Origin of the sequence: Verticiella sediminum (assembly GCF_007558815.1) — a bacterium.
Classification (GTDB): Bacteria; Pseudomonadota; Gammaproteobacteria; order Burkholderiales; family Burkholderiaceae_B; genus Verticiella; species Verticiella sediminum.
The window spans coordinates 19520-44550 of record NZ_VLTJ01000003.1 but is presented as its reverse complement, the minus strand read 5'-3'; the positions used below and the strand labels follow the sequence as shown (position 1 = coordinate 44550).

General features: G+C 69.9%; 22 protein-coding genes. 6 read left to right on the top strand and 16 right to left on the bottom strand.

The window, feature by feature from the left end; all coding sequences use genetic code 11:
- Window positions 1-53: 53 nt before the first annotated feature.
- From FOZ76_RS01575 to ruvA, 4 genes are all read right to left on the bottom strand, one after another.
- The gene (locus FOZ76_RS01575) at window positions 54-1076 is read right to left on the bottom strand and encodes a 3-hydroxyacyl-CoA dehydrogenase family protein (RefSeq protein ID WP_143946369.1); all 1023 of its coding nucleotides are present in this window, start codon (window positions 1074-1076) and stop codon (window positions 54-56) included.
- Window positions 1073-2050: a tripartite tricarboxylate transporter substrate binding protein gene (locus FOZ76_RS01570; protein ID WP_143946368.1), complete on the bottom strand. Its 978-nt coding sequence runs from the start codon at window positions 2048-2050 to the stop codon at window positions 1073-1075. Before FOZ76_RS01570 ends, FOZ76_RS01575 begins: the two co-directional genes overlap by 4 nt.
- 51 nt (window positions 2051-2101) lie before the next feature.
- Window positions 2102-2878, bottom strand: a complete 777-nt coding sequence (locus FOZ76_RS01565; RefSeq protein WP_143946367.1) for a GntR family transcriptional regulator — start codon at window positions 2876-2878, stop codon at window positions 2102-2104.
- 123 nt (window positions 2879-3001) lie between these two features.
- Window positions 3002-3574, bottom strand: a complete 573-nt coding sequence (gene ruvA / locus FOZ76_RS01560) for a Holliday junction branch migration protein RuvA (RefSeq protein ID WP_143946366.1) — start codon at window positions 3572-3574, stop codon at window positions 3002-3004.
- A gap of 164 nt (window positions 3575-3738) precedes the next feature.
- On the opposite strand from ruvA, the gene FOZ76_RS01555 reads away from it, so the two are divergent.
- The 3 genes from FOZ76_RS01555 to FOZ76_RS01545 all read left to right on the top strand — a co-directional run bounded on the left by FOZ76_RS01555 (window position 3739) and on the right by FOZ76_RS01545 (window position 7821).
- On the top strand, window positions 3739-4287 hold the full coding sequence (locus FOZ76_RS01555; protein WP_143946365.1) for a sigma-70 family RNA polymerase sigma factor: 549 nt from the start codon (window positions 3739-3741) through the stop codon (window positions 4285-4287).
- Window positions 4284-5264, top strand: a complete 981-nt coding sequence (locus FOZ76_RS01550; protein WP_143946364.1) for a FecR domain-containing protein — start codon at window positions 4284-4286, stop codon at window positions 5262-5264. The genes FOZ76_RS01555 and FOZ76_RS01550 overlap by 4 nt, the downstream gene beginning before the upstream one ends.
- A gap of 127 nt (window positions 5265-5391) precedes the next feature.
- Window positions 5392-7821, top strand: a complete 2430-nt coding sequence (locus FOZ76_RS01545; protein ID WP_246129246.1) for a TonB-dependent siderophore receptor — start codon at window positions 5392-5394, stop codon at window positions 7819-7821.
- On the opposite strand, the gene FOZ76_RS01540 is transcribed toward FOZ76_RS01545, so the two are convergent.
- From FOZ76_RS01540 to FOZ76_RS01515, 6 genes are all read right to left on the bottom strand, one after another.
- The gene (locus FOZ76_RS01540; protein WP_143946363.1) at window positions 7799-8203 is read right to left on the bottom strand and encodes a type II toxin-antitoxin system PemK/MazF family toxin; all 405 of its coding nucleotides are present in this window, start codon (window positions 8201-8203) and stop codon (window positions 7799-7801) included. The two genes, FOZ76_RS01545 and FOZ76_RS01540, sit on opposite strands and share 23 nt — an antisense overlap.
- Window positions 8200-8454 (bottom strand): AbrB/MazE/SpoVT family DNA-binding domain-containing protein, encoded by a 255-nt coding sequence (locus FOZ76_RS01535; protein ID WP_143946362.1) that lies wholly within the window; start codon window positions 8452-8454, stop codon window positions 8200-8202. The genes FOZ76_RS01540 and FOZ76_RS01535 overlap by 4 nt, the downstream gene beginning before the upstream one ends.
- 124 nt (window positions 8455-8578) lie before the next feature.
- Window positions 8579-9598 carry a patatin-like phospholipase family protein gene (locus tag FOZ76_RS01530; RefSeq protein WP_246129245.1) on the bottom strand — a complete coding sequence of 340 codons (1020 nt, stop codon included), beginning with the start codon at window positions 9596-9598 and terminating at the stop codon, window positions 8579-8581.
- Window positions 9599-9763: 165 nt separating this feature from the next.
- On the bottom strand, window positions 9764-10918 hold the full coding sequence (locus FOZ76_RS01525; protein ID WP_143946360.1) for a CaiB/BaiF CoA transferase family protein: 1155 nt from the start codon (window positions 10916-10918) through the stop codon (window positions 9764-9766).
- A gap of 41 nt (window positions 10919-10959) precedes the next feature.
- A complete protein-coding gene (locus FOZ76_RS01520) occupies window positions 10960-11943 on the bottom strand; it encodes a Bug family tripartite tricarboxylate transporter substrate binding protein (RefSeq protein ID WP_143946359.1) in 984 nt (327 codons plus the stop codon).
- A 97-nt stretch (window positions 11944-12040) separates the two neighbouring features.
- On the bottom strand, window positions 12041-13762 hold the full coding sequence (locus FOZ76_RS01515) for an acyl-CoA dehydrogenase family protein (protein ID WP_143946358.1): 1722 nt from the start codon (window positions 13760-13762) through the stop codon (window positions 12041-12043).
- A gap of 180 nt (window positions 13763-13942) precedes the next feature.
- Between FOZ76_RS01515 and FOZ76_RS01510 the strand changes: the two genes are divergently transcribed.
- Window positions 13943-14863, top strand: coding sequence for a LysR family transcriptional regulator (locus FOZ76_RS01510; RefSeq protein ID WP_143946357.1), 921 nt, complete (start codon window positions 13943-13945; stop codon window positions 14861-14863).
- 16 nt (window positions 14864-14879) lie between these two features.
- On the opposite strand, the gene FOZ76_RS01505 is transcribed toward FOZ76_RS01510, so the two are convergent.
- From FOZ76_RS01505 to FOZ76_RS01480, 6 genes are all read right to left on the bottom strand, one after another.
- The gene (locus FOZ76_RS01505; protein WP_143946356.1) at window positions 14880-15980 is read right to left on the bottom strand and encodes an NAD(P)-dependent alcohol dehydrogenase; all 1101 of its coding nucleotides are present in this window, start codon (window positions 15978-15980) and stop codon (window positions 14880-14882) included.
- 131 nt (window positions 15981-16111) lie between these two features.
- Entirely contained in the window at window positions 16112-16918 is an 807-nt protein-coding gene (locus FOZ76_RS01500) for an enoyl-CoA hydratase-related protein (RefSeq protein WP_211365932.1), read from the bottom strand.
- Window positions 16911-17903, bottom strand: a complete 993-nt coding sequence (locus FOZ76_RS01495) for a Bug family tripartite tricarboxylate transporter substrate binding protein (protein ID WP_143946355.1) — start codon at window positions 17901-17903, stop codon at window positions 16911-16913. The genes FOZ76_RS01500 and FOZ76_RS01495 overlap by 8 nt, the downstream gene beginning before the upstream one ends.
- Before the next feature lie 36 nt (window positions 17904-17939).
- Window positions 17940-19124, bottom strand: coding sequence for an acyl-CoA dehydrogenase family protein (locus tag FOZ76_RS01490; protein ID WP_425473218.1), 1185 nt, complete (start codon window positions 19122-19124; stop codon window positions 17940-17942).
- On the bottom strand, window positions 19096-20358 hold the full coding sequence (locus FOZ76_RS01485) for a CaiB/BaiF CoA transferase family protein (protein ID WP_143946353.1): 1263 nt from the start codon (window positions 20356-20358) through the stop codon (window positions 19096-19098). The genes FOZ76_RS01490 and FOZ76_RS01485 overlap by 29 nt, the downstream gene beginning before the upstream one ends.
- On the bottom strand, window positions 20355-22187 hold the full coding sequence (locus tag FOZ76_RS01480) for an acyclic terpene utilization AtuA family protein (RefSeq protein ID WP_143946352.1): 1833 nt from the start codon (window positions 22185-22187) through the stop codon (window positions 20355-20357). The genes FOZ76_RS01485 and FOZ76_RS01480 overlap by 4 nt, the downstream gene beginning before the upstream one ends.
- Before the next feature lie 147 nt (window positions 22188-22334).
- Between FOZ76_RS01480 and FOZ76_RS01475 the strand changes: the two genes are divergently transcribed.
- Window positions 22335-23189 carry an IclR family transcriptional regulator gene (locus FOZ76_RS01475; protein ID WP_143946351.1) on the top strand — a complete coding sequence of 285 codons (855 nt, stop codon included), beginning with the start codon at window positions 22335-22337 and terminating at the stop codon, window positions 23187-23189.
- Window positions 23190-23382: 193 nt separating this feature from the next.
- The gene (locus FOZ76_RS01470; RefSeq protein WP_143946411.1) at window positions 23383-24987 is read left to right on the top strand and encodes a class I adenylate-forming enzyme family protein; all 1605 of its coding nucleotides are present in this window, start codon (window positions 23383-23385) and stop codon (window positions 24985-24987) included.
- Window positions 24988-25031: the final 44 nt, after the last annotated feature.

Sequence of the window (25031 nt, the reverse complement as noted above, 5' to 3'; positions counted from 1 at the left end):
GGCGCAGGCGTTCGCTGCTCGCGCCCGCTGGCGGCGGTGCGGGAGCGCGAGGGTCAGATGGGTTTCGGGTCCTGGGCGAAATCACCCAGCGAGCGCATGATGCGCCAGAGCTTTTCGTCGCGCTCGCGCTGCAGCTCGATCAGCGAGCGGCCGTGGTAGTCGTAGAAGCCCTTGCCGCTGCTCACGCCCAGCTCGCCGCGTTCGACGCGCTCGACCAGGGCGGCCGGCTGCGTATCGAGCGGGGCGTCGGTCATGGCCGGGTCGGCGAGATTGCGCAGGCTCAGCGTGAGGCCGGTGTAGTCATACCGCTGCATCAGGCCGAGTAGCTGCATGCGCGGCGACAGGCTGGTGCGCACGGCCACGTCCAGGTCTTCGGCACTGATGACGCCTTCGTCGAGCAGGTAGAACGCCTCCCTGCCCAGTGCGCGCTGCAGGCGGTTGATGACGAAGCCGGGCACGAACTTGTTCAGGCGTACCGGCGCCTTGCCCAGGCCGCGCAGGGCGGCCAGCGTCTGATCCACCAGGCCGGGCAGGGTGGCCGGCTCGCCGACCACCTCGACCAGCGGCAGAATGTGCGGCGGCGCGAACCAGTGCGCGACCAGCAGGCGCGTGCGCAGGGCCTCGTCGGCCAGCGCGAACACGTTCATGGTGGAGGTGTTGCTCCAGACGATGGTATCCGGCGCGGCGAGCTGGCTGATCTGCGCGTACACCGCGCGCTTGACGTCGGCGTTCTCGGTGACGGCCTCGATCACCAGGCGCGCGGACGCCAGCGCGGCCTCGCTGCCCACGTGCGGGCGCACGCGCTCGAAGGTGGCGTTGGCCAGGTCCGACGGGATCAGGCCGGCCTCCTCCTTCAGGCGCAGGGCATCCTCCAGCGAGGCCATGCCGCGGTCGATGGCGGAGTGAGTGGTCTCGCACAGGTCCACCTCGAACCCGTGTTCTGCGAAGGTGAGGGCGATGCCAGGGCCCATCACGCCGGCGCCCAGCACGGCGATGCGGCTGCGGGCAGGGTCCAGCGTGCCCGCGCCCAGCGGCTGGGCGGCAAAGGGCAGGGCGAGGGCGGGGCTGGGGCTCACGGGATCTCCTTGGCGAGGCGTTCGATGATGGTCTTTTCGTCCGCCACGGTCTGGCGCGCCCAGGCGTCGTAGGTGGCGTGGTCGGCGTAGGCCAGTTCCAGGCCGAAGCGCGCCACCATCTCCTGGAACGCCGGATCGCGCAGCGCGTCGGCAATGGCGCCGTCGAGCTTGGCCACGATGTCATCGGGCAGGCCGGCCGGGCCGCCGATGCCGATGGGCGAGAGCATGACGACCGGGTAGCCGGCCTCCTGGAGCGTGGGCGCGTCGGCGAAATCCTTGGGACGTGTGGCGCCGGCGGTGGCGAGCACGCGCATCTGGCCGGACTGCACGAAGGGCAGCACGGTGTTGGTCGAGGACACCACCTGGATGTGCTTGCCCATGAGGGCCGAGAGCGCTTCGGCATCGCCCTTGAACGGCACGTGGGTCATCTCGGCGCCGGTGGCGCGTGCGAGTTCTGCCATCGCCAGGTGGTTGCTGGTGAACAGACCCGACGTGCCGTAGTTGATCTCCCCGGGGCGGGCCTTGGCGTCGGCGACCAGCTCGTCGATGGTCTTCCACTTGGCGTCCGCGAGCACCGCGATGGCGTAGCCGTAGGCCGCCACCTGCGAGATGTAGGTCACGTCCTTGAGCGGATCGTAGGACACGCCGCCCTGCTGCAGGTAGGGCTGGCGGAACACGCCCATGGGGATGATCGACAGCGTGTAGCCGTCGGGCCGGGCGCGCTTGAGCTGCATCACGCCCATGGTGCCGTTGGCGCCGGGCTTGTTGTCGACCACCACCGTCTGGCCCAGGCGCTTGCCCAGGGCTTCGCCGAGCGCGCGGGCGAGCTGGTCGGTGGTGCCGCCGGCACCGTAGGGCACGAACAGGGTGATCGGCTGGCTGGGGTAGGCGGCCAGCGCCGGGGTTGCGGCCGCGGCGGCGAGTCCGAGGGCGGCGAACCAGCGGCGGGCGGTGCGAAGAAAGCGTGCAGTCATGGGTGTCTCGTGGATGTCGTTATGCAGGAGAGGCAGGGAACCCGCGCAGCGCTAGGCTTGCGGGGCAGAGTCGTTGGTGCGCGGGTGCAGCAGGTCGAAGTCCATGTGGACGTACTGCCCGGGAAAATGCACGCGCGACCAATAGATGAGGCGGTGATCCGGTGCGTAGACACGGCGGATCACCTCCGCGATGGGGGAGCCGACGGGGATGTGCAGGTGGCTGGCGGTATCGTCGCCCGCCGAGCTGATCATCACTTTCTGCAGGGCCTGGCCGATGGCGAGTTCGGGCGTCTCGCCCACCGCCGTGGCGATGGCGCTGTGCTGGAAACGATCGGCATAGCGCTCGTAGATGTCCGAGGCGATGTAGACCAGGCTGAAGCACACGCGCACGCCCTGGCGCAGGTAGATGCGCTCCATGCGCTGGTAGCGCTCGGCCACGATGCCCTCGGTGGAGCACCAGGCCGGCAGCTCCAGCGGCACCGCGCTGGTGTCGGTGACGGCCTCGAGCTCGCTGTGGCGGCCGAACTCGACCAGATCGCGCCAGGTATAGACCAGATTGATGTGGGAAAAGCCCGGCTGCTTGCGCTCGCGCACGAAGGTGCCCTGGCCGCGGGCCCGGCTGATGAGCCCGTCGGCCTCCAGCCCGGCCAGCGCACTGCGCACCGTGACGCGCCCGCAGCCGAGTTCGGCGCACAGCGCATCCAGGCTGGGCAGGCGCATGCCGGCCGCCCACTCGCCGCTTTCGATCTTGCGGCGAAATACCGTGGCGAGCTGCTGATAGAGCGGCTGATTGCTGTGGGCCAGCGAATCGGTCTTCAAAGTTCCCATAGTTAAGACTATAGAAACTACAGGTGCGAAAAGTCAAGGCGCCGCAGCGCGCATGCGAGGTTCGAGAATGCTTCGGCGCTTCGCGGGGCCGTGGTGCGGGAGTCGGCCGGCCCCGCCTTCGCCTCAGCGCGCGAGCGCTTTGAGCGCCAGCTTGATGCCCTCGGCCACCGCGGCGCCTGCGGGTACGCTCTTGAGGGCGGCCAGGGATTCCTTCTCGGAATAGCCCAGGGCGGTGAGGGCGTTGAGGATGTCGGCCTGGGCATCGCTGGGGGCGTTGGCCGACAGGCCGAGGTCCGCGCCGAGCTTGCCGCGCAGCTCGAGCAGCAGCCGCTCGGCGGTCTTCTTGCCGATGCCCGGAATGCGGGTGAGCCGGCCGGCCTCCTGCAGGGTGACGGCCTGCGACAGCTCGGTCACGGTCATGCCGGACAGCACCGCGAGCGCGATGCGCGCGCCCACGCCGCTGATGCGGATGAGCTGGCGAAACGCCGCGCGCTCGGCCGCGCTGGCAAAGCCGTACAGCACGTGGGCGTCCTCGCGCACCACCAGGTGGGTGAGCAGCGTGGCCCGGGCCCCGACCTCGGGCAGCGCATAGAGCGTGCTCATGGGCACGTCCACCTCGTAGCCCACCCCCTGCACGTCGATGCACACCATGGGCGGGGATTTTTCGAGCAGGGTTCCGGTGAGGCGTCCGATCATGGGGTGGGACCTGTGTGGGGCGTGGGTGGCGAAGAAGCCCTCGACTATAGACGGTGCCCGCCCCTGCGGCCAAAGCCGGCGCGGCAACGCCCGTTCCTTGCATTCACCGGTGCATACATAAATAATAATAAGAACCATTCTTGAATCCACGGCCCTGCATCGCCATGTCCGCTCCCACCGCCCTTGCCTCGTCCCGTCTTGCGGCGCTCTATGGGAACCATGCGGGCTGGCTGCGCGACTGGCTTCGCCGGCGGCTGGGATGCCCGCACGAAGCGGCCGATCTGGCGCACGACACCTTCGTGCGGCTGCTGCGCACCCCGGGCCACGACGCCATCATCGGCGGCCTGCGCGAACCGCGCAGCTACCTGGCGACGCTGGCGCAGCGCGCCGCAATCGACCATCTGCGGCGCAAGCGCCTGGAACAGGCGTGGCTGGAGACTCTGGCGCAATTGCCCGAGGCCGTCATGCCGTCCGCCGAGGAGTGCGCCGCGATCCTGCAGACGCTGCATCGCCTGGACGCGATGCTGGCCGGACTGGGCGACAAGGTGCGCCAGGCCTTCCTGCTTTCGCAGTTCGAGGGCATGCCCTATGCGCAGATCGCCCAGCGTCTGGGCGTCACCGTGAGTTCCGTGAAGAAGTACATGGCCCGTGCCACCGAGCATGCGCTGCTCGTCATGCTGGCCGACGATGCCGCGGGCACCGGCCTTTCGTGAGCGCCGCGCCGGCCCTCGACGATGCCAGGCGCGAGGCGATCCGCGCCGCCGCCCGGTGGCACGTGCGCCTGTGCGACGAAGGCGTGCGCCCGGAAGACATCCATGCCCATCAGCGGTGGCTCGACGAGCATCCGATCCATGCCTGGGCCTGGCGGCTGGTGGAGCGCCTGCGCGGCGAGCTGAACGCAGTGCCTGCCGAGCTATCGGCGCACACCCTGCGCACCGCCGCTACGCGGGACGGCCGGCGCCAGATGCGCCGGCGCCTGCTGCTGGTCGCCACGCTGGCGGGCGGCGGCTGGGCGGGCTCGCGCCTGGTGTCCTGGCGCGAATGGAGCGCGGACGTGCGCACCGGCACGGGCGAGCAGCGATCGATCGTGATGGCGGATGGCTCGCGGCTCATGCTCGATACCCGCAGCGCGCTGGACGTGCGCTACGGCCCGGCTGAACGTGCCCTGCGGCTGCGGGAGGGGCGGGTGATGATCCGCACGGCGGCCGATCCCCATGTGCCGGCCCGTCCTTTCGTGATCGATACACCGCACGGCCGGCTGCGGGCCCTCGGCACCCGCTTCGCGGTGGACGTGGGGAACGAGGAGACGAAGGTGAGCGTGTTCGAGCATGCCGTGCAGATCCATCCGGCGGGCGCGGCTTCTCGCAGGGTGCCGCTGGCCGCGGGCTGGCAGTGCCGTTTCGATGCCCGGCACGTGGCGCCGCCTCGGCCCCTGGCACCGTCCGACGATGCCTGGATGCGCGGCCTGCTGATCGTCGATGCCTGGCCGCTCGTCCGCCTGCTCCAACAGCTATCGCGCTACCGGCCGGGCTACCTGGGCTGCGACCCGGCCGTGGCCGAACTGCGGATTTCCGGGGCCTTCCCCCTGAGCGACACCGATCGCGCCCTGGATGCCGTGCAGCGCGCACTGCCGGTTCGCATCCGGCACCGCTCGCGATACTGGGTAACGGTCGAGCCCGCCGCCGCGTAGCGCGGCGTGGCGCGCGGCGCGACTGGCATTCTCGGCGCTGCACATAGGTCTGCCCTCCTCGGCGATTGTCCCTCGTCGCGGTCTCGTTCGACTCAGCTCATCCACTCACCCATCGTCGAGGTCTGCTGTGTCGAAACTCCCCTTACACCGCGCGGCTGCGCCCTTGGCCGGCGCCGTCTGGCTGGCGCTGTCATGCGCCTTGAGCGCCTCGGCGGCGCACGCGGCCGAGGCCGCACCCGCAGCCGGCCGCGGCGCGGCGGCGCAGGCATTCCAGATCCCGCCCGGGCCGCTGGGGCCTGCCCTGAGCCAATTCGCCGGCGCCGCCGGTATCGTGCTGTCGTTCGATGCGCAGCTCACCGACGGCAGGCGTACGCCCGGCCTGAGCGGACGCTACACGGTGGAGCAGGGCCTGGACGCGCTGCTCGCAGGTTCGGGCCTGCGTGCGACCCGTGACACCCGCGGAAACTACGGTCTGCAGGCCGCGCCTGCGTCCGCCGCCCCCGCGGCCGGCGCGGTGGCCCAGCTCGGGTCGATCGAAGTCACCGGCAACCAGCTCGGCGACATCACCGAGGGCACAGGTTCCTACACCTCCGGCACCATCGCCACGTCGACACGCATCGTGCTCACGCCGCGCGAGACACCCCAGTCGCTGAGCGTGGTGACGCGCCAGGAAATGGACGACTTCAACCTCACGTCCATCGACAAGGTGATGGAGCACACACCCGGCGTGACCATCACCACCTTCGACAGCGAGCGCACCGTGTACTGGTCTCGCGGCTTCGCGATCAACAACTTCCAGTACGACGGCATTCCCATGCAGCGCAATTCGGCCTACTCGGCCGGCAACACGCTCAGCGACATGGCAATCTACGACCGTGTCGAGGTGCTCAAGGGCGCGACCGGTCTGCTCACCGGCGCAGGCGACCCGGGCGCCACCATCAACCTCGTGCGCAAGCGGCCCACGCGCGAGTTCCAGGGGCATGTCAGCGCGGGCGTGGGCACCTATGACACCTACCGCGGCGAGCTCGATGTGAGCGGCCCGCTGAATGCTTCGGGCTCGGTGCGCGCCCGTGCGGTCGCGGCATACGAGGACAAGCATTCGCACCTGGACAACTACCGCCGGCGCACCCCCGTGTTCTACGGCGTGCTCGAGGCGGACCTCACGTCCGACACCCTGCTCACCATCGGCGCCGACTACCAGAACAACACGCCGCGCGGCTCGACGTGGGGCGGTATCCCGCTCTTCGACAGCGAGGGCAACTTCAATCGCACGTCGCGCTCGTACAGTCCGGCCGCGCGCTGGAGCAACTGGGAACAATACACGCGTACGGCGTTCGCGACGCTGGAGCACAACTTCGCCAACGACTGGGTCGTGAAGCTGCAGCTCAATCACCAGATCAACGGCTATGACGCCCAATTGGGCTCGATCGGGGCGGGCAATCCGAACCCTGCCGACGGCAGCGGCACCAGTTTGTGGCTGGGTGAATACATCGGCAAGACCGTGAGCGACGCGGCAGACGTCTATGCAAGCGGCCCATTCGAACTCTTCGGCCGCAAGCACGAACTGGTGCTGGGCGGCAGCATCGCCAAACGGCACTGGACCAACACCGGCTACGGCCCCGGCGCGTACGACGGCACGGTGGCGGATTTCTACGGCTGGAACGGCGACGTGCCGGAACCCGTGTGGAGTGCCCCCTACGAGAACGAGGAAACCACGCACGAACGCGGCGTGTATGCGGCCGGGCGCTGGAACCTGCGCGACGACCTGAAGGTGATCACGGGCGGGCGCTGGGCGCGCTATCGCAATGCCGAACAAGGGCAGGACGAATCCGGCGTGTTCGTGCCCTACGCCGGCGTGGTCTACGACCTGAACCGCAACTTCTCGCTGTACGGCAGCTATACCGGCATCTTCAACCCGCAATCCGCACAGGATGAAGCGGGACGTACCCTCGACCCCCTCGAAGGCAAGAGCCTGGAGGCCGGCATGAAGGCTGAGTTCTTCGACGGCCGGGTCAACGGCAGCCTCGCGTACTTTCGCATCAAGCAGGACAACTATGCCGAGGCGACCGGCGGCACGACGCCGTCGGGCGGCGTTGCATACCGCGCCGTGGATGGCGTGACCACGCGCGGGTTCGAAGCGACGCTGAGCGGCGAAGTGCTGCCGAACTGGCAGGTGCACGCCGGCTACACCCACCAGGTGTCGCGCCTGGACAGCGAGCGGGTCAGCACGGAAGACCCGTCCAACCAGTTCAGCCTGTACACCACCTATCGGCTGTCGGGCGCCCTGCGCGGCCTGACGCTGGGCGGCGGTGCGCGCTGGCAAGGCAAGACCTGGGCCGACGTCAGCAATCCCGTACACGGCACGGTGGAGCACCGGATGGCCTCGCGCTGGCTGTTCGACGCCATGGCGCGCTACGAGTTCGACAGGCATCTGTCGGCGACTCTGAGCGTGGAGAATCTCTTCGACAAGAAGTACTACACGCTCATGTCGTTCTACAACACGTATAGCTGGGGCACACCGCGCACCGTCCTGCTCAATCTGCGCTATCAGTTCTGACCGAACCCAACTGCACGATCTGATTGAGAACGTCCAGGACTTCGGCAAAACGGGCGTCGGGAATGCGCTTCAGCGGATGGGGCGCACCGCTACGCAGACGCCAGTCGAAGGACTTGGGCTGGTGGCAAAGCACATAGCTCGTCTGACCGGCCTTGCGTCCGCTGGCCACGCCCACCGGGACGGCGAACGGATTGTCCGCGTTGTACGCCGCTGTCGTCATGGGTAGGCCGATGACCCGCGACGTGCGGGCGTTGAACGCTTGGGGCGAAAGCACGAGAAAGGGATGCACATCGCGCATTTCCTGTCCGCGCTGCGGGTTGCAGTCGATCCAGATGACTTCCTGCCGGCCGGGTATCCACGTGCGACGAGAGGCTGTACTCACCAGCGTTCCGCGCCCAGCGTTGCGGCGGTGGGCATGGCTTCGCCGCCATGGCGCTGCGGATCGAAACGGGCCAGTCGCTGTTCCAGCGTGAGGACTTCGTCGCGCACAGGGGAGATGATGACGTTTTCGCCTTGCACCGTGATGTGCACGCGCTGGTCCACGTGCAGGCGCGCGGCTTTGGCCACGGCCGCTGGCAGCCGCACACCGAGGTTGTTGCCCCAACGTTTGATATCGAGCACCGCCTCTGTCATGATCGCTCCCAGGCAAGTCTAGACGAAGTTTAAACCTCGCGGTGCGTGGCCGTAAGACGCATCGCCACCGAAGTTCCGCTTGCCCAGGAGTATTGCGCGAGAGGACGTCTCTGCCCCCTCGCCCCTACAGGAACGTCTCGCGGATGTTCAGGCTGGAGCGCTTGCCGAGATCGTCGTAATGCCGCGTCAGCCATTGCTCGGCGCAGGCGCGGCCCAGGTTCTTCAGGTGTGTGACGAAGTTGCGTTCGGCGTTGGCCTTGCTGCTCGGGCCGAGCGCGGCGATGCCCGCTTCGTCCGACAGCATGTGCATGCGCACGTTCTTGTAGCGCGAAGCCACCGGCTCGCGCAGGGCGTCCTGCTCGAGCAGCCGCTGCACGAAGGCGATCGCGCGCATCTCGTGCATCAGCGACGAGTTGAACGCGATCTCGTCCAGGCGATTGGCGATCTCGCTCGGCGTACGCGGCACGCTCTCGCGGCGCAGCGGGTTGATCTGCACCAGCACCACGTCGGCGGTCTCGGTGTTGTAGATCAGCGGCCAGATCGCCGGGTTGCCCATGTAGCCGCCGTCCCAGTAGGCTTCGCCGTCGATCTCGACCGCCTGATAGATGTGCGGCAGGCAGGCCGAGGCGAGCAGGGCGTCGATCGTGACATCCTCGCGCTGGAAGACGCGGGCGCGCCCTGTGCGCACGTTGGTGGCGGCCACGAAGATGCGGATGTCGGTGCAGGCGTGCAGCGCGTCGATGTCGAGCTGCTGGCGCAGGATGTCGCGCAGGGGATGCAGGTTGAAAGGATTGGTCTGGTAGGGCGAGAACAGCGAAGAGAACCAGTTGCTCCAGAGGTAGCCGGGCGAGCTGTCCAGGTTCCAGGTGCCGGTGAGGTGGTCGGTCCAGTTGCGCTGTACCGGGCTCAGGCTGGAATACTCGCTGATCGTGCGCCAGAAGCGCTCGAGCGCGTCGCGCGCGCCCGCGGCGCCGCCCCGGGCATAGCCTGCCGTGAGAATCGCTGCGTTCATCGCGCCGGAACTGGTCCCGCTCAGGGCTTCGACGTGCACACGCTCGTCTTCCAGCAGGCGATCCAGCACGCCCCACGTGAAGGCGCCATGGGAACCCCCGCCCTGCAGGGCCAGACTGATGGCTCGGGTCATGCGAACTCCTGCAAAGAACATATAGCCTATAGCATGCCATATTTGTTGCATTGCAGCATAAAGCCCGCTTGCCGGGCGGCGCGTGCTCCGGCGCAGGCCCGCGCAAGCCCAGCCCGGCCTGCGCGGGCAGGCCGAACCAGGCCGCAGCGCCGCGCGGCGTCGGCGTCAGTTTGCGCGTTCGGCCAGCGTGCCGCGCACGGCCGCGCCATCCGCGTCCAGCGCCGGCGGCAGGCGGCGCAGGCTGGCGGGCGTGCGCGAGAGTTTGATCGGCGAGGCCACCGCGCGGTAGTTCTCGCCTTCGAGCACCATGCCGCGATGCACGGTGTGCGGCTGGGCCAGGGCCGCGTCCACGGTGAAGACCGGGGCCGCCGGCACGCCGGCCCGCAGCAGGCGCTGGGCGATGTCGCCGGCCTGGTGCCGGCCGAGCAGCTCGGCCAGGCTGGCGTGCAGGGCGTCGCGGTGGGCCAGGCGATCGGCATTGCTGGCGTAGCGCGGGTCGTCGGCCAGGGCCGGCGCCTCCAGCACCTGGGCCAGCGTGCGGAACTGGCGGTCGTTGCCCACGGCGAGGAACACCGGCGCGTCGGCCGCCTGCACGGTCTCGTACGGCGCGATGTTGGGGTGGGCGTTGCCCGTGCGCCGGGGGATCTTGCCGTTGCCGAAGAAGTTGGCCGCATGCGGGTGCAGCAGCGAGAGCGCGCAGTCGTACAGCGTGATGTCGATGAACTGCCCGCGCCCGCTGCGCCCGCGCTCCTGCAGGGCGAGCAGGATGCCGATGGCCGCGTTCAGGCCGGTCACCATGTCCACCACCGGCAGGCCGACGCGGGTCGCTTCGTTGGTGGGCTCGCCGTTCACGCTCATCAGCCCGCACATGGCCTGGGCGCAGGCGTCGTAGCCGGGCATGCCGCCCAGCGGGCCGTCGGCGCCGAACCCGCTCACGCGGCAATGCACGAGCTGGGGATAGCGCTCGGACAGCACGTCCCAGCCCAGCCCCCATTTCTCCAGGGTGCCGGGCTTGAAGTTCTCGATCAGCACGTCGGCGTCGGCGAGCAGGGCGTGCGCCAGTTCGCGTCCGGCGTCGCCGGCCAGGTCCAGCACGATGCCGCGCTTGTTGCGGTTCACGCCGCGGAAGTACCACGCCGTGTCGCCTTCGAACGGGGGGCCCCAGCCGCGGGTTTCGTCGCCGGTGGGCGGCTCGGCCTTGATGACGTCGGCGCCGTGATCGCCGAGGATCTGGGTGCAGTACGGCCCGCCGAGCACGCGGGAGAGATCGAGTACGCGCAGGCCGGCGAGGGCGCCGGTGCCGGTGTCTTGCCAGGGCATGGAATGGTCCGGTTCGATGATGGAAGGTGCGGGCGGACGGCTCAGTCGAGCGCGATCTTCTCGCGTTGGATCAGCTCGCCCCACTTGGGGACTTCGGCCTCGATGAAGGCCGCCAGGCCGGCCGGCGAGGTGTCGTCGGCCTTGACGATGCCCTGGTTGGCGAGCGTCTGCTCGACCTCGGGAATCGCGAGCGCATGCGTGAAGGCCGTGTTCAGGCGCTGCACGATGGGCTCGGGTGTGCCCGCGGGGGCGACGATACCGAAGAATACGCTGACGTCGTAGCCGTCCAGCCCCTGCTCGGCGAGCGTGGGCACGTCGGGCAGGGCGGCGCTGCGTTGCGCGCTGGCCATGCCGATCGCGCGCAGCCGGCCTTCGCGCACGTGCGGCAGCGCGGTCAGCACGTCGGTGAAGGACATGTCGACCTGGCCGCCGAGCAGGTCGGTCAGCGCCGGTCCCGTGCCGCGGTACGGCACGTGTTGCAGCTCGGTGCCGGCCTTCTCGTTGAAGAGGATGCCGGCCAGGTGGGACGAGGCGCCGTTGCCCGACGAGGCGAAGAACAGCGGCTCGCGCTTGGCCAGCGCGATCAGTTCCTGCAGGTCGGCGGCGGGCAGGTTCTGCCTGACCACCAGGATGTTGGGCAGGTGCCCCAGGCGGATGACGGGCGCGAAGTCCTGGCGCGGATCGTAGCCCTGGTCCGGATACAGGCTGCCGTTGATGGCCAGCGGCCCCGACGTGCCGAAGAGCAGGGTGTAGCCGTCCGGCTTGGCCTTGGCGACGTAGGCGGCGCCGACGTTGCCGCCGGCGCCCGCGCGGTTCTCCACCACGACGGTCTGCCCGAGGTCCTGGCGCAGGCCGTCGGCCAGCCGGCGCGCCAGGGCGTCGGTGGGGCCGCCCGGCGGAAACGGCACGACGAGATTGATCGGGCGTTCGGGGAAATCCGCGGCATGGCCGGGCAGGGGCGCACTCAGGGCCGTGATGGCCAGCGTGGCCGCGGTGAGTCCGCGCAGCAGGCTGCGTCGTTGCATCGTTGTCTCCTTTCTCTAATGGTGCTGCGGCATGCGCATGCCGCCGCTTGCGCGGCACGCGTGCCGGGGCCTGGATGTCGATGGGTGCCGGGCGCGCTCAGGCGATCGGCGCGGCCAGCCAATCGCACAGCGCCGCCTCGTCGGGGACTTGGCCGCCGGCGAGCGGATCGCGGGCGGCCAGGCGGTGCAGCAGGACGCGGTCGGCCAGTGCGGCGCGCTGCGGCAGACGGGCCTGGCGGGCTTCCCAGCGCAGGCCCGCCAGGGTGACGGCGTGATAGAGGCCGGACGCGGCCTGGCGCGCGTGCTCGGTCTGGCCGGACTCGGCCGCTTCGGCGGCGAAGGCGAAGGCGCGCGCCAGGCGCTCGTCCTGCAGCGCCTGCAGCGAGGCAGCGCAGGGTTCGCCATCGGCCAGCAGCTCCTGCACCAGCGCCTGCAGCGCGGGCAGGGCATGCTCGCGCTTGATCGCGCGCATCACGTCCAGCGCCACGATGTTGCTCGTGCCTTCCCAGATCGAGCCCAGATGCGCATCGCGCATGAGGCGCGGTTCGACCCATTCCTCGATGTAGCCGCAGCCGCCGCGCACCTCCATCGCATCGCCCGTCACCTTGCGGGCGTCGCGGCAGGCGCGGAACTTGATGAGCGGGGTGAGGATGCGTGCGAGCGGGCGCTGGGCCGGATCGGCATCCGCGGCCTGCAGCGCGCGCGCGGTCTGGAACACCATGGTGCGCGCCTGTTCGGTCCAGACGGCCATCTTGGCGAGCTGGCGCTGCATGAGCGGCATGTCGATCAGCCGCTGGCCGAAGGCCTGGCGGTGCGTGGCCACATAGAGCGCCTCGGTCAGCGCCCGGCGCATCAGCCCGGCGGCGCGCACGCCGTTGGACAGGCGCGAGTTGTTGATCATGTCGGCCATCTGCTTGAAGCCCTGGCCGCGCTCGCCGACCAGCCAGGCGAAGGCGCCTTCCAGGCGGATCTCGCCGCTGGCCATCGAGCGCGTGCCGAGCTTGTCCTTCAGGCGCAGGATGCGATAGGCGTTGGCCGTGCCGTCCGGCCGCTCGCGCGGCAGCAGGAACAGCGACACCCCGCCCAGCCCGTCACGGGCCTCGCTGCGCGCGAGCACCATGGCGAAGCCCGCGTCCGGGTTGGAGCAGAACCACTTGTCGCCGTACAGCGCCCACGTACCGTCGGGCTGCGCCACCGCGCGCGTCTCGGTGGCGGCGACGTCCGAGCCCGCGCCCTGTTCGGTCATGAACATGGCACCCTGGCGCAGCGTCTCGAAATCCTGGCTGGTCAGTTGCGGCAGCACGGCTTCGACGAGTTCGGGCCGGCCGAACTTGCGCAGCGTGCGGGCCAGCGAATCGGTCATCGACACCGGGCAGCACAGGCCGAATTCGGTCTGCACGAAGAGATAGGTGAGCGCGTACTTGGCGGCGGCCGGCATGGGCTCGGGCCAGCCGAGCACGCCGGCGCGGTGCGACATGGCGGCCAGGCCCAGCTCGCCATAGGCATAGCGTTCCAGCGCGACATAGTCCGGGTGCTTGTCGACGCGCGACTCGTCCTGGCCGGCGCGGTTGCGCACCGACAGCGTGGGCGGGTTGCGGTCGGCGCTGAAGGCCAGCTCGTCCAGCCGCGCGCCCGCATCCGCGCCCACGCGGTCCAGGTGCGGCAGTAGATGGGCATGCAGTGCCGGCGGCAGGTAGCAGGCGAGCACACCCGCGCTGGCGTCGGCGCGGAACAGGTTGATGCCTCGGGCATCGGGCACGGGCGTGGCCGGCGCGGGAGCGGCGCTGTGCTGGCGCGGCAGTTCCTGGGGAGCGTTCATGGCGGCGTAGCGAAAGGACGGTGTGGGATACCTGCACTGTCACGCCCGCGATCAATATAGGCAAATACCGTTTTCCTATCCGATAATCCAAAAAAAGTATGGATGCCGGTACCCTCTGCGCAAACCCGGCAGTTGCCCGGCGGAGGAGCCGGCCGAGACCCCCGTAACGGAACACGCCGAATGGACCTCGAACCGCGCTTGCTGCGCTACTTCGTCGCGGTCGCCGAAGAGCGGCATTTCAGCCGCGCGGCGCAGCGGCTGCACATTTCCCAGCCGCCCCTGAGCTACGCCATCCGGCAGCTCGAGCAAGGCCTGGGCGCGAACCTGCTCGAGCGCACCAGCCGCTCGGTCACGCTCACCGACGCGGGCCGGGTCTTCTATCGCGAGGCGCTGGGTCTGCTGCGCCAGGGCGAAGAAGTGCGCACGCTGGTGCAGCGGGTCGACGCCGGGCTGCACGGGCGGCTGCGCATCGGCTTCGTCGGCTCCATGCTGTACCGCGGCCTCACCGAGATGCTCGCCCTGCTGCGCGAGCGCATGCCCGAGGTCGAGCACGTGCTGACCGAGCTGAACTCCAACGAGCAGGTCGACGCTGTGCGCCGCGGCGAGCTGGATCTCGGGCTCATCCATCAGAATCCCCTGCCGCCCGGGCTGTTCTCGCACGAACTCGTGCGCGAGCCCTTCGTGCTCTGCGTGCCCGAAGGGCACCCCCGCGCGCGCGACGCTACGACGGCGCTGGCGGACTTCCGGGACGAGGAATTCGTGGTGTTCGCCCGCGCGGCCTCGCCCAGCTACTACGAGACCGTGCTGGCGTTGTGTGTGAACGCGGGCTTCGCGCCGCACACCCGGCATGAGGTGCGCCACTGGCTCGGGGTGATCGGGCTGGTCGCGCGCGGCCTGGGCGTGGCCATCGTGCCGGCCTGCCTGGCCCGCTGCGGATTGGCGGGCGCGCGGTTCCTGGCGTTTGCGCACGACGCCGCCTCGGTGAGCGTGTTGGTGGCGCCGGGCGAGCAGGCCACCCCGCTGCAGCGGCAGGGGGTGGCGCTGGTGTGCGAGTTCTATGGCGTGCCGGGGCCGCAAGCCGCGGCGCATGCCGGCCCGTAGACCGGCCCGCGCCGGTTCACGCCGGCTTGATCGCCACCTTCAGCACCCCGTCGCGCTGGTTGGCGAAGAGGTCGTAGGCTTCGACGATGTCGTCGAGCGCGAAGTGGTGTGTGACCAGCGGGCCGAGGTCCACGCGGCCGGATTCGATCACGTTCATCAGCCGGCGCATGCGTTCCTTGCCGCCCGGGCACAGCGCGGTGACGATGCGGTGATCGCCCAGCCCGGCGGCGAAGGCGTCGACCGGAATGGTGAGATCCTCCGAATACACCCCCAGGCTGGACAGCGTGCCGCCCGGCTTGAGCACCCGCAGCGACGACTCGAAGGTGCTCTGCAGGCCCAGCGCCTCGATCGAGGCGTCCACCCCGCGCCCGCCGGTGAGCTTCATGACCTCCTCGACCACGTCGCAGTTCTTGAAGTTCAGCGTGACGTCCGCGCCCATCTGGCGGGCGATCTCCAGGCGGTGGTCGTTGCCGTCGATAGCGATGATGGTGGTTGCCCCGCGCAGCTTGGCGCCCGCCGTGGCGCACAGGCCGATCGGCCCCTGCGCGAAGATGGCCACCGTGTCGCCGATCTTGATGCCGGCGTTCTCGGCGCCCTTGAAGCCGGTGGACATGATGTCCGGGCACATCAGCACCTGCTCGTCGGTCAGGCCGTCGGGGATGGGCGCGAGATTGGCCTGCGCGTCTGGCACCAGGACGTATTCGGCCTGCGTGCCGTCGATCAGGTTGCCGAAGCGCCAGCCCGCCGTGGCCTTGTAGCCGTGGCAGCCGCAGCGCCCGCTCGGGATCAGGTAGGCGCCGTCCTGGCTCGGAAAGCCGTCCTGGCTGGGATAGGACGTGAAGCTCGGGCAGATCGCGCCGGCGACGACGCGCTGGCCTTCCTCGTAGCCGATCACGGCGCTGCCGAGCTTCTCGATCACGCCCACGGGCTCGTGGCCGACGGTCAGCCCCTTGGCGACCGGGTACTCGCCCTTGAGGATGTGCACGTCGGTGCCGCAGATGGTGGTGGTGGTGATGCGCACCAGCGCGTCGTTGGGCCCGACGTCCGGGATGGGCTTGTCGGCCAGTTCGATGCGGCCGGGTTCGACGAAGACGGCGGCTTTCATGAGTGCGGACATGGCGGTGGCTCCTGGAGGCCGGTTGGGGACACCATTCCACGATAGCGCCTGGCCCGGGCCTTGTCTTGCCCTGGGTCAAGGTCTGTCGATCCGGCCGGGGAAAGCGCTGCGCAACGGCCCACCGGCAAGGCCTAGCTGCCCGTCCAGGCCGGCGGGCGCTTTTCGCCGAAGGCCCGGATGCCCTCCTGCGCGTCGCGCGTGCTGGCCATGGCGGTCACCATCACCTGGGCGTACTCCAGCCCTTGTTCCACGCTCATGTCGCGCATGGCATGAAAGGCCTGCTTGCCGATGCGGATGGCGGTGGGCGACTTGTCCAGGAGGCGCGCGAGCAGCCATTCCAGCTTCGCATCCAGTTCCTCCTGCGGTGCGAGATGGTTGACGATGCCCAGCGCCAGCGCCTCTGGCGCGCCGATCGGCTCGCCCGTCAGGCACATTTCCAGGAGCTTGCGTTCGGGAATCACGCGCAGCATGCCCGGCAGAATCATCATGGGCACCAGGCCGATCTTCGTCTCGGGCGTGCCGATCATGGCGTGCTCGGCGGCCACGGCCATGTCGCACGCGCACAGCAGACCCACTCCGCCCGCCATGACGTGGCCGTTGACGCGGGCGATGATGGGCAGCCGGCAGCCGCGCATGAGCTTGAACAGGTCCACCAGATAGTGCGTGGGCCGGGAATGGTCCACGGCGAAGGCGAAGCCCTGCGCGCCCGGCTCCAGGTCGGCGCCGGCGCAGAAGGCGCGCGTGCCCGCGCCGGTGAGCACGATGGCCAGGCAGCCTTCGACGCTTTCGGCCGTTTCGATGGCGCGGCCGATTTCCGCCACCACCCTGGCATTGAGCGCGTTGCGGCGCGCCTCGCGCGAGATCGTGATCCAGCGCACCGGGCCGCGCTGTTCGACGCGGACCACCTCGTCGTGCCGGGCGTTCGTGGATTCAGTCAATGCTGGCTCCCGAGAATTTGACGATCTCCCCCCACTTCTCGATTTCCTCGTTCATGTAGGCGGCGAAGTGGGCGCCGCTGCCGCCCAGCGGCGTATAGCCCATGCCCAGCAGGCGCTGCCGGAAGGCCGGGTCTTCGAGCGCGGCGTTCACCGTGTGGTTGACCTTGTCGATCACAGCCTGCGGCGTTCCTTTCGGCGCGAGCAGTCCGATCCAGGTGGCCGACTCCAGTCCGGTCAGGCCCAGCTCGACGGTGGTGGGCACGCTGGGCAGCACCGGTGAGCGCTCGGCGGCCATGACCGCCAGCGCGCGGATCTTGCCGTCGGTCACGAAGGGCGCGACCGCCGTCGCGCCCGGAAACGAGGCCTGCAGGCGATTGCTGGCCAGGTCGGTGAGCACGGTGGCCGGGGATGTATAGGGAACGTGCACCAGGGACACGTCGAACTGCTTCTTGTAGAGTTCGCCCGACAGGTGCCAGGAACTGCCGCTGCCGGTGGAACCGAAGTTCATCGCGCCCGGGTTGCCCTTGGCATAGGCCGTGAGCTCGTCCAGCGATTGCGCCGGAATGGCGTTGGACACCACGACGACGTTGGGAATCGAACCGATCAGGGCGATGGGCTCGAAGTCGTGCCGAGGGTCGAAAGGCTTGGCGTTGTACATCGTCACCGCCGACACCAGGGTTCCGGTCCACGACAGCAGCAGGGTATAGCCGTCGGGCGCTTCGCGGGCCACCATCGAGGCGCCCACGTTGCCGTTGGCGCCGGGCCGGTTTTCCACCACGAAAGACTGCTTGAGCGCACGGCCCAGTTCCTCCGAGATCATGCGCGCGAGCGGGTCCGCGCTGCCGCCCGGCGCGGCCGGCACGATCACCCGCACCGAGCGTGTCGGCCACTCGTCGGCCATGGCGGCGCCCGCGCCGGCCAGCCAGCCCATGCCGCCCAGCACGGCACACAGTACGCCTTTGCAGGCCTTGCTTGCGATGTCCATTCTTCCTCTCCTCGTTTTGTCGTTATCGGAAATGCCTCAATACGATTTCGGCAGGTTCAGCACGCGCTCGGCGATATGGGACAGGATCATCTCGCGGCTCACCGGCGCGATGCGGGCGATCATGACCTCCCGCAGGTAGCGCTCGACGTGATATTCCTTCGCATAGCCGAATCCGCCGTGGGTGAGCACGGCGCGCTCGCACGCATGGAAACCCGCCTCCGCGCCCAGGTACTTGGCCGCGTTGGCCTCGGCGCCGCAAGGCATGCCGCGGTCGTAGAGCCAGCCGGCCTTGTGCATGACGAGGTCGGCGGCTTCCAGTTCGATCCAGTTGTGGGCGAGCGGGTGCTGGATCGCCTGGTTCTTGCCGATGGGCCGCTCGAACACCACGCGCTCGGCGGCGTAGGCGGCGGCCTTGCGCAATGCGGCCCGGCCGATGCCGATGGCTTCGGCGGCCAGCAGCACCCGCTCGGGATTCATGCCGTGCAGGATGTACTGGAAGCCCCTGCCTTCCTCGCCGATCCGGTCTGCCGCCGGGATCTCCAGGCCGTCGATGAACAACTCGTTGGAATCGACGGCCTTGCGTCCCATCTTCGGGATGAGACGCACGCTGACCCTGGCGCGGTCCAGGTCGGTGTAGAACAGGGTGAGCCCCTCGGAATGGCTGCGGCATGCCTCGATCGGCGTCGTGCGCGCGAGCAGCAGGATCTTGTCGGCCACCTGCGCGGTCGAGATCCACACCTTTTGCCCGTGCACGACGTAGCGATCGCCCTGCCGGACCGCGCGGGTCTTCAACTGGGTGGTGTTCAGCCCGGTGTCGGGCTCGGTCACGCCGAAGCACGACTTGACCCGGCCCTGCACCGCCGGCGGCAGCCAGCGGGCCTTCTGCTCGGGCGAGCCGAACACCACGATGGGCATCAGGCCGAAGATGTTGATGTGGAACGCGGCGCACCCGCTCATGCAGGCGCCGGTCTCGGCCACGGTCTGCATGAGCAGCGCGGCCTCGACCACGCCCAGCCCCGAGCCGCCGTATTCCTCCGGGATGGCGATGCCCAGCCAGCCCGCGTCGGCCATCGTTCGGTAGAAGTCGTGGGGAAACGTCCCGTCCTCGTCGCGGGCGAGCCAGTAGTCCTCGCCGAAGGCGGCGCAACTGCGCCGCACCGCCTCCCGGATGGCGAGCTGGTCCTGTGTAAGCTCAAAGTCCAACGTGTTCTCCCTTTTCATGGTGGGTGCCGCCGAGCACGCCCGCGCGCACCAGGCGTTCGATCTCCTCGGCGGCGTAGCCCGCCTCGCGCAGAACTTCCTCGCCGTGCTCGCCCAGCCGCGGCGCGGCGCGGTGGCTCTCCGGCTGGGTCCTGGACCATTGCGACGGATGCCGCAGGGTGCGCAGCGGGCCTTCCGTGGGATGGACCTCGCGGCCGAAGAAGCCGGTCTCGCACAGGTGCGGGTCGTCGAAAATGGATTGCAGGTCGTGCACCGGCGTGGCCGGTATGTCGGCCGCGCGGAACAGCGCCAGCCATTGCGCCGTCGTGCGCGAGGCCAGCGTGCGCTCCAGTTCGGCGTAGATCTCGTCGATGTGCTCGGAGCGCGTCGCCAGGCTCGCCATGCGCGGGTCGGCGTCCAGTTCGGCCTCGCGGCCCAGCAGGCGGTAGAAGCTGCGCCATTGCTTGTCGGTGTAGACCAGGGCGCACAGGTGGCCGTCCCGCGTGCGGTAGGGCCGCCGCGCCGGCGACAGCAGCCGGGCGTAGCCGCCCGCGTCCAGGGGCGGATCGAAACTGAGCCCGGCCAAATGATCCGACAAAACGAAGGCCACCATGGTCTCGAACATCGGCACGTCGATGCGCTGGCCCTGTCCGCTGCGCTGCCGTTCGTGCAGCGCGGCCAGCACCGCGTTGACCGCCGCCATGCCGGTGATGCGGTCCACCATCGCCAGCGGGACGTAGCCCGGGGCCTCGCCGCGGCTCTGGCCCACCATGGCGGCCAGCGTGCAGGCGCCCTGTATCAGGTCGTCGTAGGCGGGCATGGCCGCATACGGCCCGTCCTGGCCGTAGCCGAACACGCCGGCGTAGATCAATCCGGGGTTGACCTCGCGCAGCGACGCGTAGTCCAGGCCCAGGCGCGCCATCGCCTGCGGGCGGATGTTGTAGACCAGGATGTCGGCATCCTCGGCCAGGCGCAGCAGGACCCGGCGTCCTTCCGCGTTCTTGAGGTCCAGCTCGACGCTGCGCTTGCTGCGGTTGGCGTTGAGAAAGACCGGTCCCATCCCCTCGTTGCGCGACGGCCCGATGAGGCGCACCACGTCGCCGCCCGGGGCCTCGATCTTGATCACGTCCGCGCCCATGTCGCCCAGCATCTGCGTGGCGTAGGGGCCCATCAGCACGGCGGTGAGGTCGATCACCTTCAGGCCGGCGAGCGGCCCGCCTGCGGGTCCGGCGGGTCGTGAGGCGCGAGCGCTCATCGCACCTCCCCGGCCGCGCCGGCGGCCCATTGCGCGGGGACCTGCACCGGAAAATCCATCAGGATCTCGGCGTGGGCCTTGCCCTGGGGGTCGTAGCGCAGCGACGCCACCCCGCCGCCGCCCAGCGCGTTGCGCACGACGAAGTTGAAGCCGTCCAGGCCGGGCCATTCGAAACGCTCCACCGGTCCGTCGGCCAGGTGCCGCAGATAGTCCCCGACCGCCTCGGCGGTGAGCTGGCTGCGCAGCAGCGGGACGAATTCCGGCCGCCTGGCCAGGATCGCGATGTTGGAGTCGTTGCCCTTGTCGCCGCTGCGTCCGTGCGCGATCGTGTCCAGCGGCACGCTCACCGTGCCGCCCGGCGGGGGGATATCCAGCGATGCGGCATCCGGCGCCGCCCAGGGTGCGGGCTCGCCTGCACTTTCGTCGGGCACGCAGGCCGGCACCGGGTGCAAGCGCCCGTCCATCTCCACCTCGACCGGCACGCCGGCCTTGGGCTGCAGCAGCGAGAACAGGCGCACCACGGGCTGCACCTTGGGCCGGCCGCCGAACACGCCGGCCACCCCCTGCACGGTGCTGGTCGAGGTGGGGAAGATCTCGCGCGAGAACACGTCCAGCGCCCGCGCGTCGTCATGCCGCACGTCGATCTTGAGCAGCACTTCGCGCGGGGCCGGCGTGCGCGCGTGCGGGCCGTAGGCGTCTTCCGCGCCGATGCGTTCGACCGACACTTCGGCGAAATCCGCCCGGCCCTCGCGCGCGCAGACGGCGCGGGTGCGCGCGAGGATGGCCTGCGCCACCGCGCTGGCCTTGTCGGCGGCGCTGCGGCCCCGCACCAGCAGGGTGGCCATGCAGCGGTAGCCGTCGGCGTGGGTGGCGCTGACCTTGTAGGCGGGGCCGGCGGGCCGGCCCCGCGCGCCGGTCACGCGCACGCGGTCCGCGCCCACGGCCTCCAGCCGCACGTGGCGCCAGTCGCAGGTGACGTCGGGCAGCACGTAGCTGGCCGGATCGCCCGTCTCGTAGGTGACCTGCTCGGCGACGGCGGCGACCGATACCTGTCCCCCGGTGCCGGCGGGCTTGGTCACGACGAAGCTGCCGTCGGCGCGGCATTCCGCGATCGGAAAGCCGATGTCGGCCCAGCGCTCGCAGGTCTCGCGCCAGTCGGTGGCGAACCCGCCGGTGCACTGCGGGCCGCACTCGATGACGTGGCCCGCCAGCGAGCCCGCGGCGAGCAGGTCCCATTGGTCGGGCGCCCAGCCGAATTCGTGGATCAGCGGCCCCAGCGCGAGCGCGCTGTCCACGCAGCGGCCGGTGACGACGATGTCCGCGCCCAGCGCCAGCGCCTGTGCGATCGGGAATCCGCCCAGGTAGGCATTGGCCGATGTCAGCGCGGCGGGCAGCGGCGCGCCGGTGAACATCTCGCGCACGTCCAGGCCACGCCATTCGGGCAGCAGGTGCATCAGGTCGTCGCCCAGCACCGCGGCCACCTTCAGGTCCACGCCCTGCGCCGCGAGCTCGGCGCGCACCGCGGCCGCGCAGGCGCGCGGATGCACGCCGCCGGCGTTCACGACCACGCGGATGCGGCCGGCCGCGAGCTGCCTGGCATACGGCCGCACGACCTGGGTGACGAAGTCGGTGGCGTATCCCGCCTCGGGATCGCGGGCGCGGGCGCGGGCCAGGATCGACATCGTCACTTCCGCCAGGTAGTCCATGACCAGATAGTCGATACCCCCGGCCTCGATCAGTTGGCGGGCTCCCTCGGGGGTGTCGCCCCAGAAACCCGAACCGCCGCCGATGCGCACGATGCGCTCGCCTGCCTCTTCCTGCTGCTGCATTACCCGTCTCCGTGTTGAACCGATATAGGGATAGTCGTTTTGATATCGGACATTCTAGGCCTGGTAAGAGGGAGCACAACTGGGGTTTGCACGCAGACCATACCGATATCGGTCCGGCAGGTCGAAATCTGGTAAGGTGGGGCCACTATGTCCAAAGGTATCGAGAACGACGCCGGCGGGGGGAATCCGGCGCTGACCACCCGCGCCCCGCTGCGGGTGATGCATCTGCTGGCCACCCTGGCGCGCCATGCGCACGCCCTGTCCCTGGCCGAACTCAGCCACACCATCGGGATACCCAAGACCACCCTGTTGGTGATGCTGCGCACGCTGGAGAGCGGCGGCTACGTGGAGTCCGCCGCGGGTGGCTACCGGCTGGGGCGCAGCGCCTACCAGTTGGCGGCCATCATCGGCAAGGCCAACGGCTTTCCCGAGAGCCTGCATGCCACGCTGGAGCGCCTGCAGCGCCAGTGCGGGCAGACGGTGATGCTGGCCGTGCCCGGCGACGCCTGGACCGACCTGGTGTACGTGGACGTGGTCGAAGCCGATTCCTGGCTCAGCTTTCGCGCGCGGATAGGCGCGCGCCGGCCGCTGCCGACCACCGCCGGCGGGCTCGCACTGCTGGCCTTCGCCCCGGATGCCGTACGTCGTCTGCACGTCGACCCGCCGGGGCCGCCCCGTGCCGCGGACGACGCCTCGGCCGGGCGCACCGGCCTGGCGCGGCGACTGGCCGAGTTCCGCCGGCAGGGCTTCGTGATGAGCGAAGGGTCGGTGGAGGGGGCGACGGGCGTGGCCGCGCCGGTGTTCGACCGCGACGGGGAACTGGCCGCTTCGGTCGTGGCCGCCGGTGTGAGCGCGGTCATCCACCGCAACCTGGCGACGATCCGCGCCGACCTCATGGCGGCGGGAGAACAGATGTCGCGCATACTCGGCTACGCGCAGGACTACCCCCGCCGGGACGACGACCCGCGGGGCGAGGCCGGCCCGGACTCGCGGACCGGGTAGACGTGCAGGCGGTGGTGGGCGGGGCCTCTAGCGCCGCCCACGGCTGGATGGGGTACGTGGCGGAAATCGCGCGCCGGCTGCACGGCTGATTAGACGACGCCCAACCACCCGCGATGGGGGGTGCGCGATGACACCCGGCGCGTAGCATCTGCGGATCGCCGACGTGGATCGGCTGCTCCTGGGTGCTTCGTTCATGTGCATTGATTCGTCCTCTCCCGCCGCGCCGTTGCCCGGCGTTCCCGATCGGGTGCGGCAGCAGGCCCGGCAACGGCCGCAGGCGACAGCCCTGGTCTGCGGCGAGCGGCGCACCCGCTATGGCGAGCTGGATGCGCTGGCGGACCGGGTCGGGGCCGCCCTGCAGCGGCAAGGACTGGGGATGGGAGACGTGGTCGCGGTGTGTGCCGCGACGTCGATCGAGTACGTCGCGGTGTTCCTCGGTGCGGTCAGGATCGGCGTGGCGGTGGCGCCGCTGCCGACGACGGTGACGGCGGAGTCGCTGGCCGCGATGGCGCAGAACGCGCCGGCCAGCCTGGTCTTCGCCGATGCAGCTACGACGCCGCTGGTGCGCAACGCGGGGCTGGGCGAGCTGTGCGTGATGCTCGACGGCGACCTGGGCGAACTGGCGCCCTGGCCGGGCGCCGCGGCCCGCGAGCCGCAGCCCGTGCGGATCGACCCCCGCTGGCCGTTCAACATCATCTATTCGTCCGGCACCACGGGCACGCCCAAGGCCATCATGCAGACGCACGCGCGCCGCGCCGCGCAGGCCGAGCACGGCAAGGCCTTCGGCTACGGGCCCGACGCGGTAACCCTGCTGGCCACGCCGCTGTATTCGAACACGACGCTGGTGGGCCTGTTCGCCACGCTCGCCGCCGGGGGCGCGGCGGTGCTGATGCCCAAGTTCGATGTGCGTGGGTATCTCGAACTCGCGCAGCGTGAGCGGGCGACCCACACCATGCTGGTCCCGGTGCAGTACCATCGCATCCTGGCCGAGCCGGAATTCGCGGCATTCGATCTCTCCGCCTTCCGGTTGAAGATCTGCACCGGCGCGCCGTGTCCGCCCGAACTCAAGCGGGAGGCGGTGCGGCGCTGGCCCGGCGGGTTCATGGAGCTGTATGGCACGACGGAGGGCGGCGGTAGCTGCGTGCTCGAAGCGCACCGCTACCCCGACAAGCTGCACACCGTCGGCCGCCCGAGCGGCGGCAGCGAGTTCCGCGTGATCGACGACGGCGGCCGCGAGCTGCCCGCGGGTGAGGCCGGCGAGATCGTCGGGCGTTCCGAGGTGATGATGGACGGCTACCACGGGCAGGCCGCCGCCGGCCGGGACCTGGACTGGTTCGACGCGCAGGGCAGGCGCTTTCTGCGCAGCGGCGACATCGGGTACTTCGACCCGGATGGCTTCCTGGTGCTGGTCGAGCGCAAGAAGGACATGATCATCAGCGACGGCTTCAACGTGTACCCGAGCGATCTGGAGGCCCAGTTGCGCCAGCATCCCGGGGTGCTGGAGGCCGCGGTCGTCGGCGTGCCCTCGGAACGCTGGGGCGAGACGCCGGTGGGCTTCGTGGTGCGGCGCGCGGGCAGCGACGCCGACCCGCAGGCCATCCTGCAGTGGTGCAACCAGCGTCTGGGCAAGATCCAGCGTCTTGCCGGCGTGCAACTGGTGGCGGCCCTGCCGCGCAACCCGCTCGGCAAGGTGCTCAAGCGCGAGCTGCGCGATGCCTACCTGGCGCGCACCGCTGCGCTCGACCCCCCGATGGGGGTGGCGACGGCGCCGGGCGTTTCGCCCAAGATCGCTTCCTGAGTCCCGCCGCACGCCTGCGGCGCGGTATGTGACCAAGGAAGAAC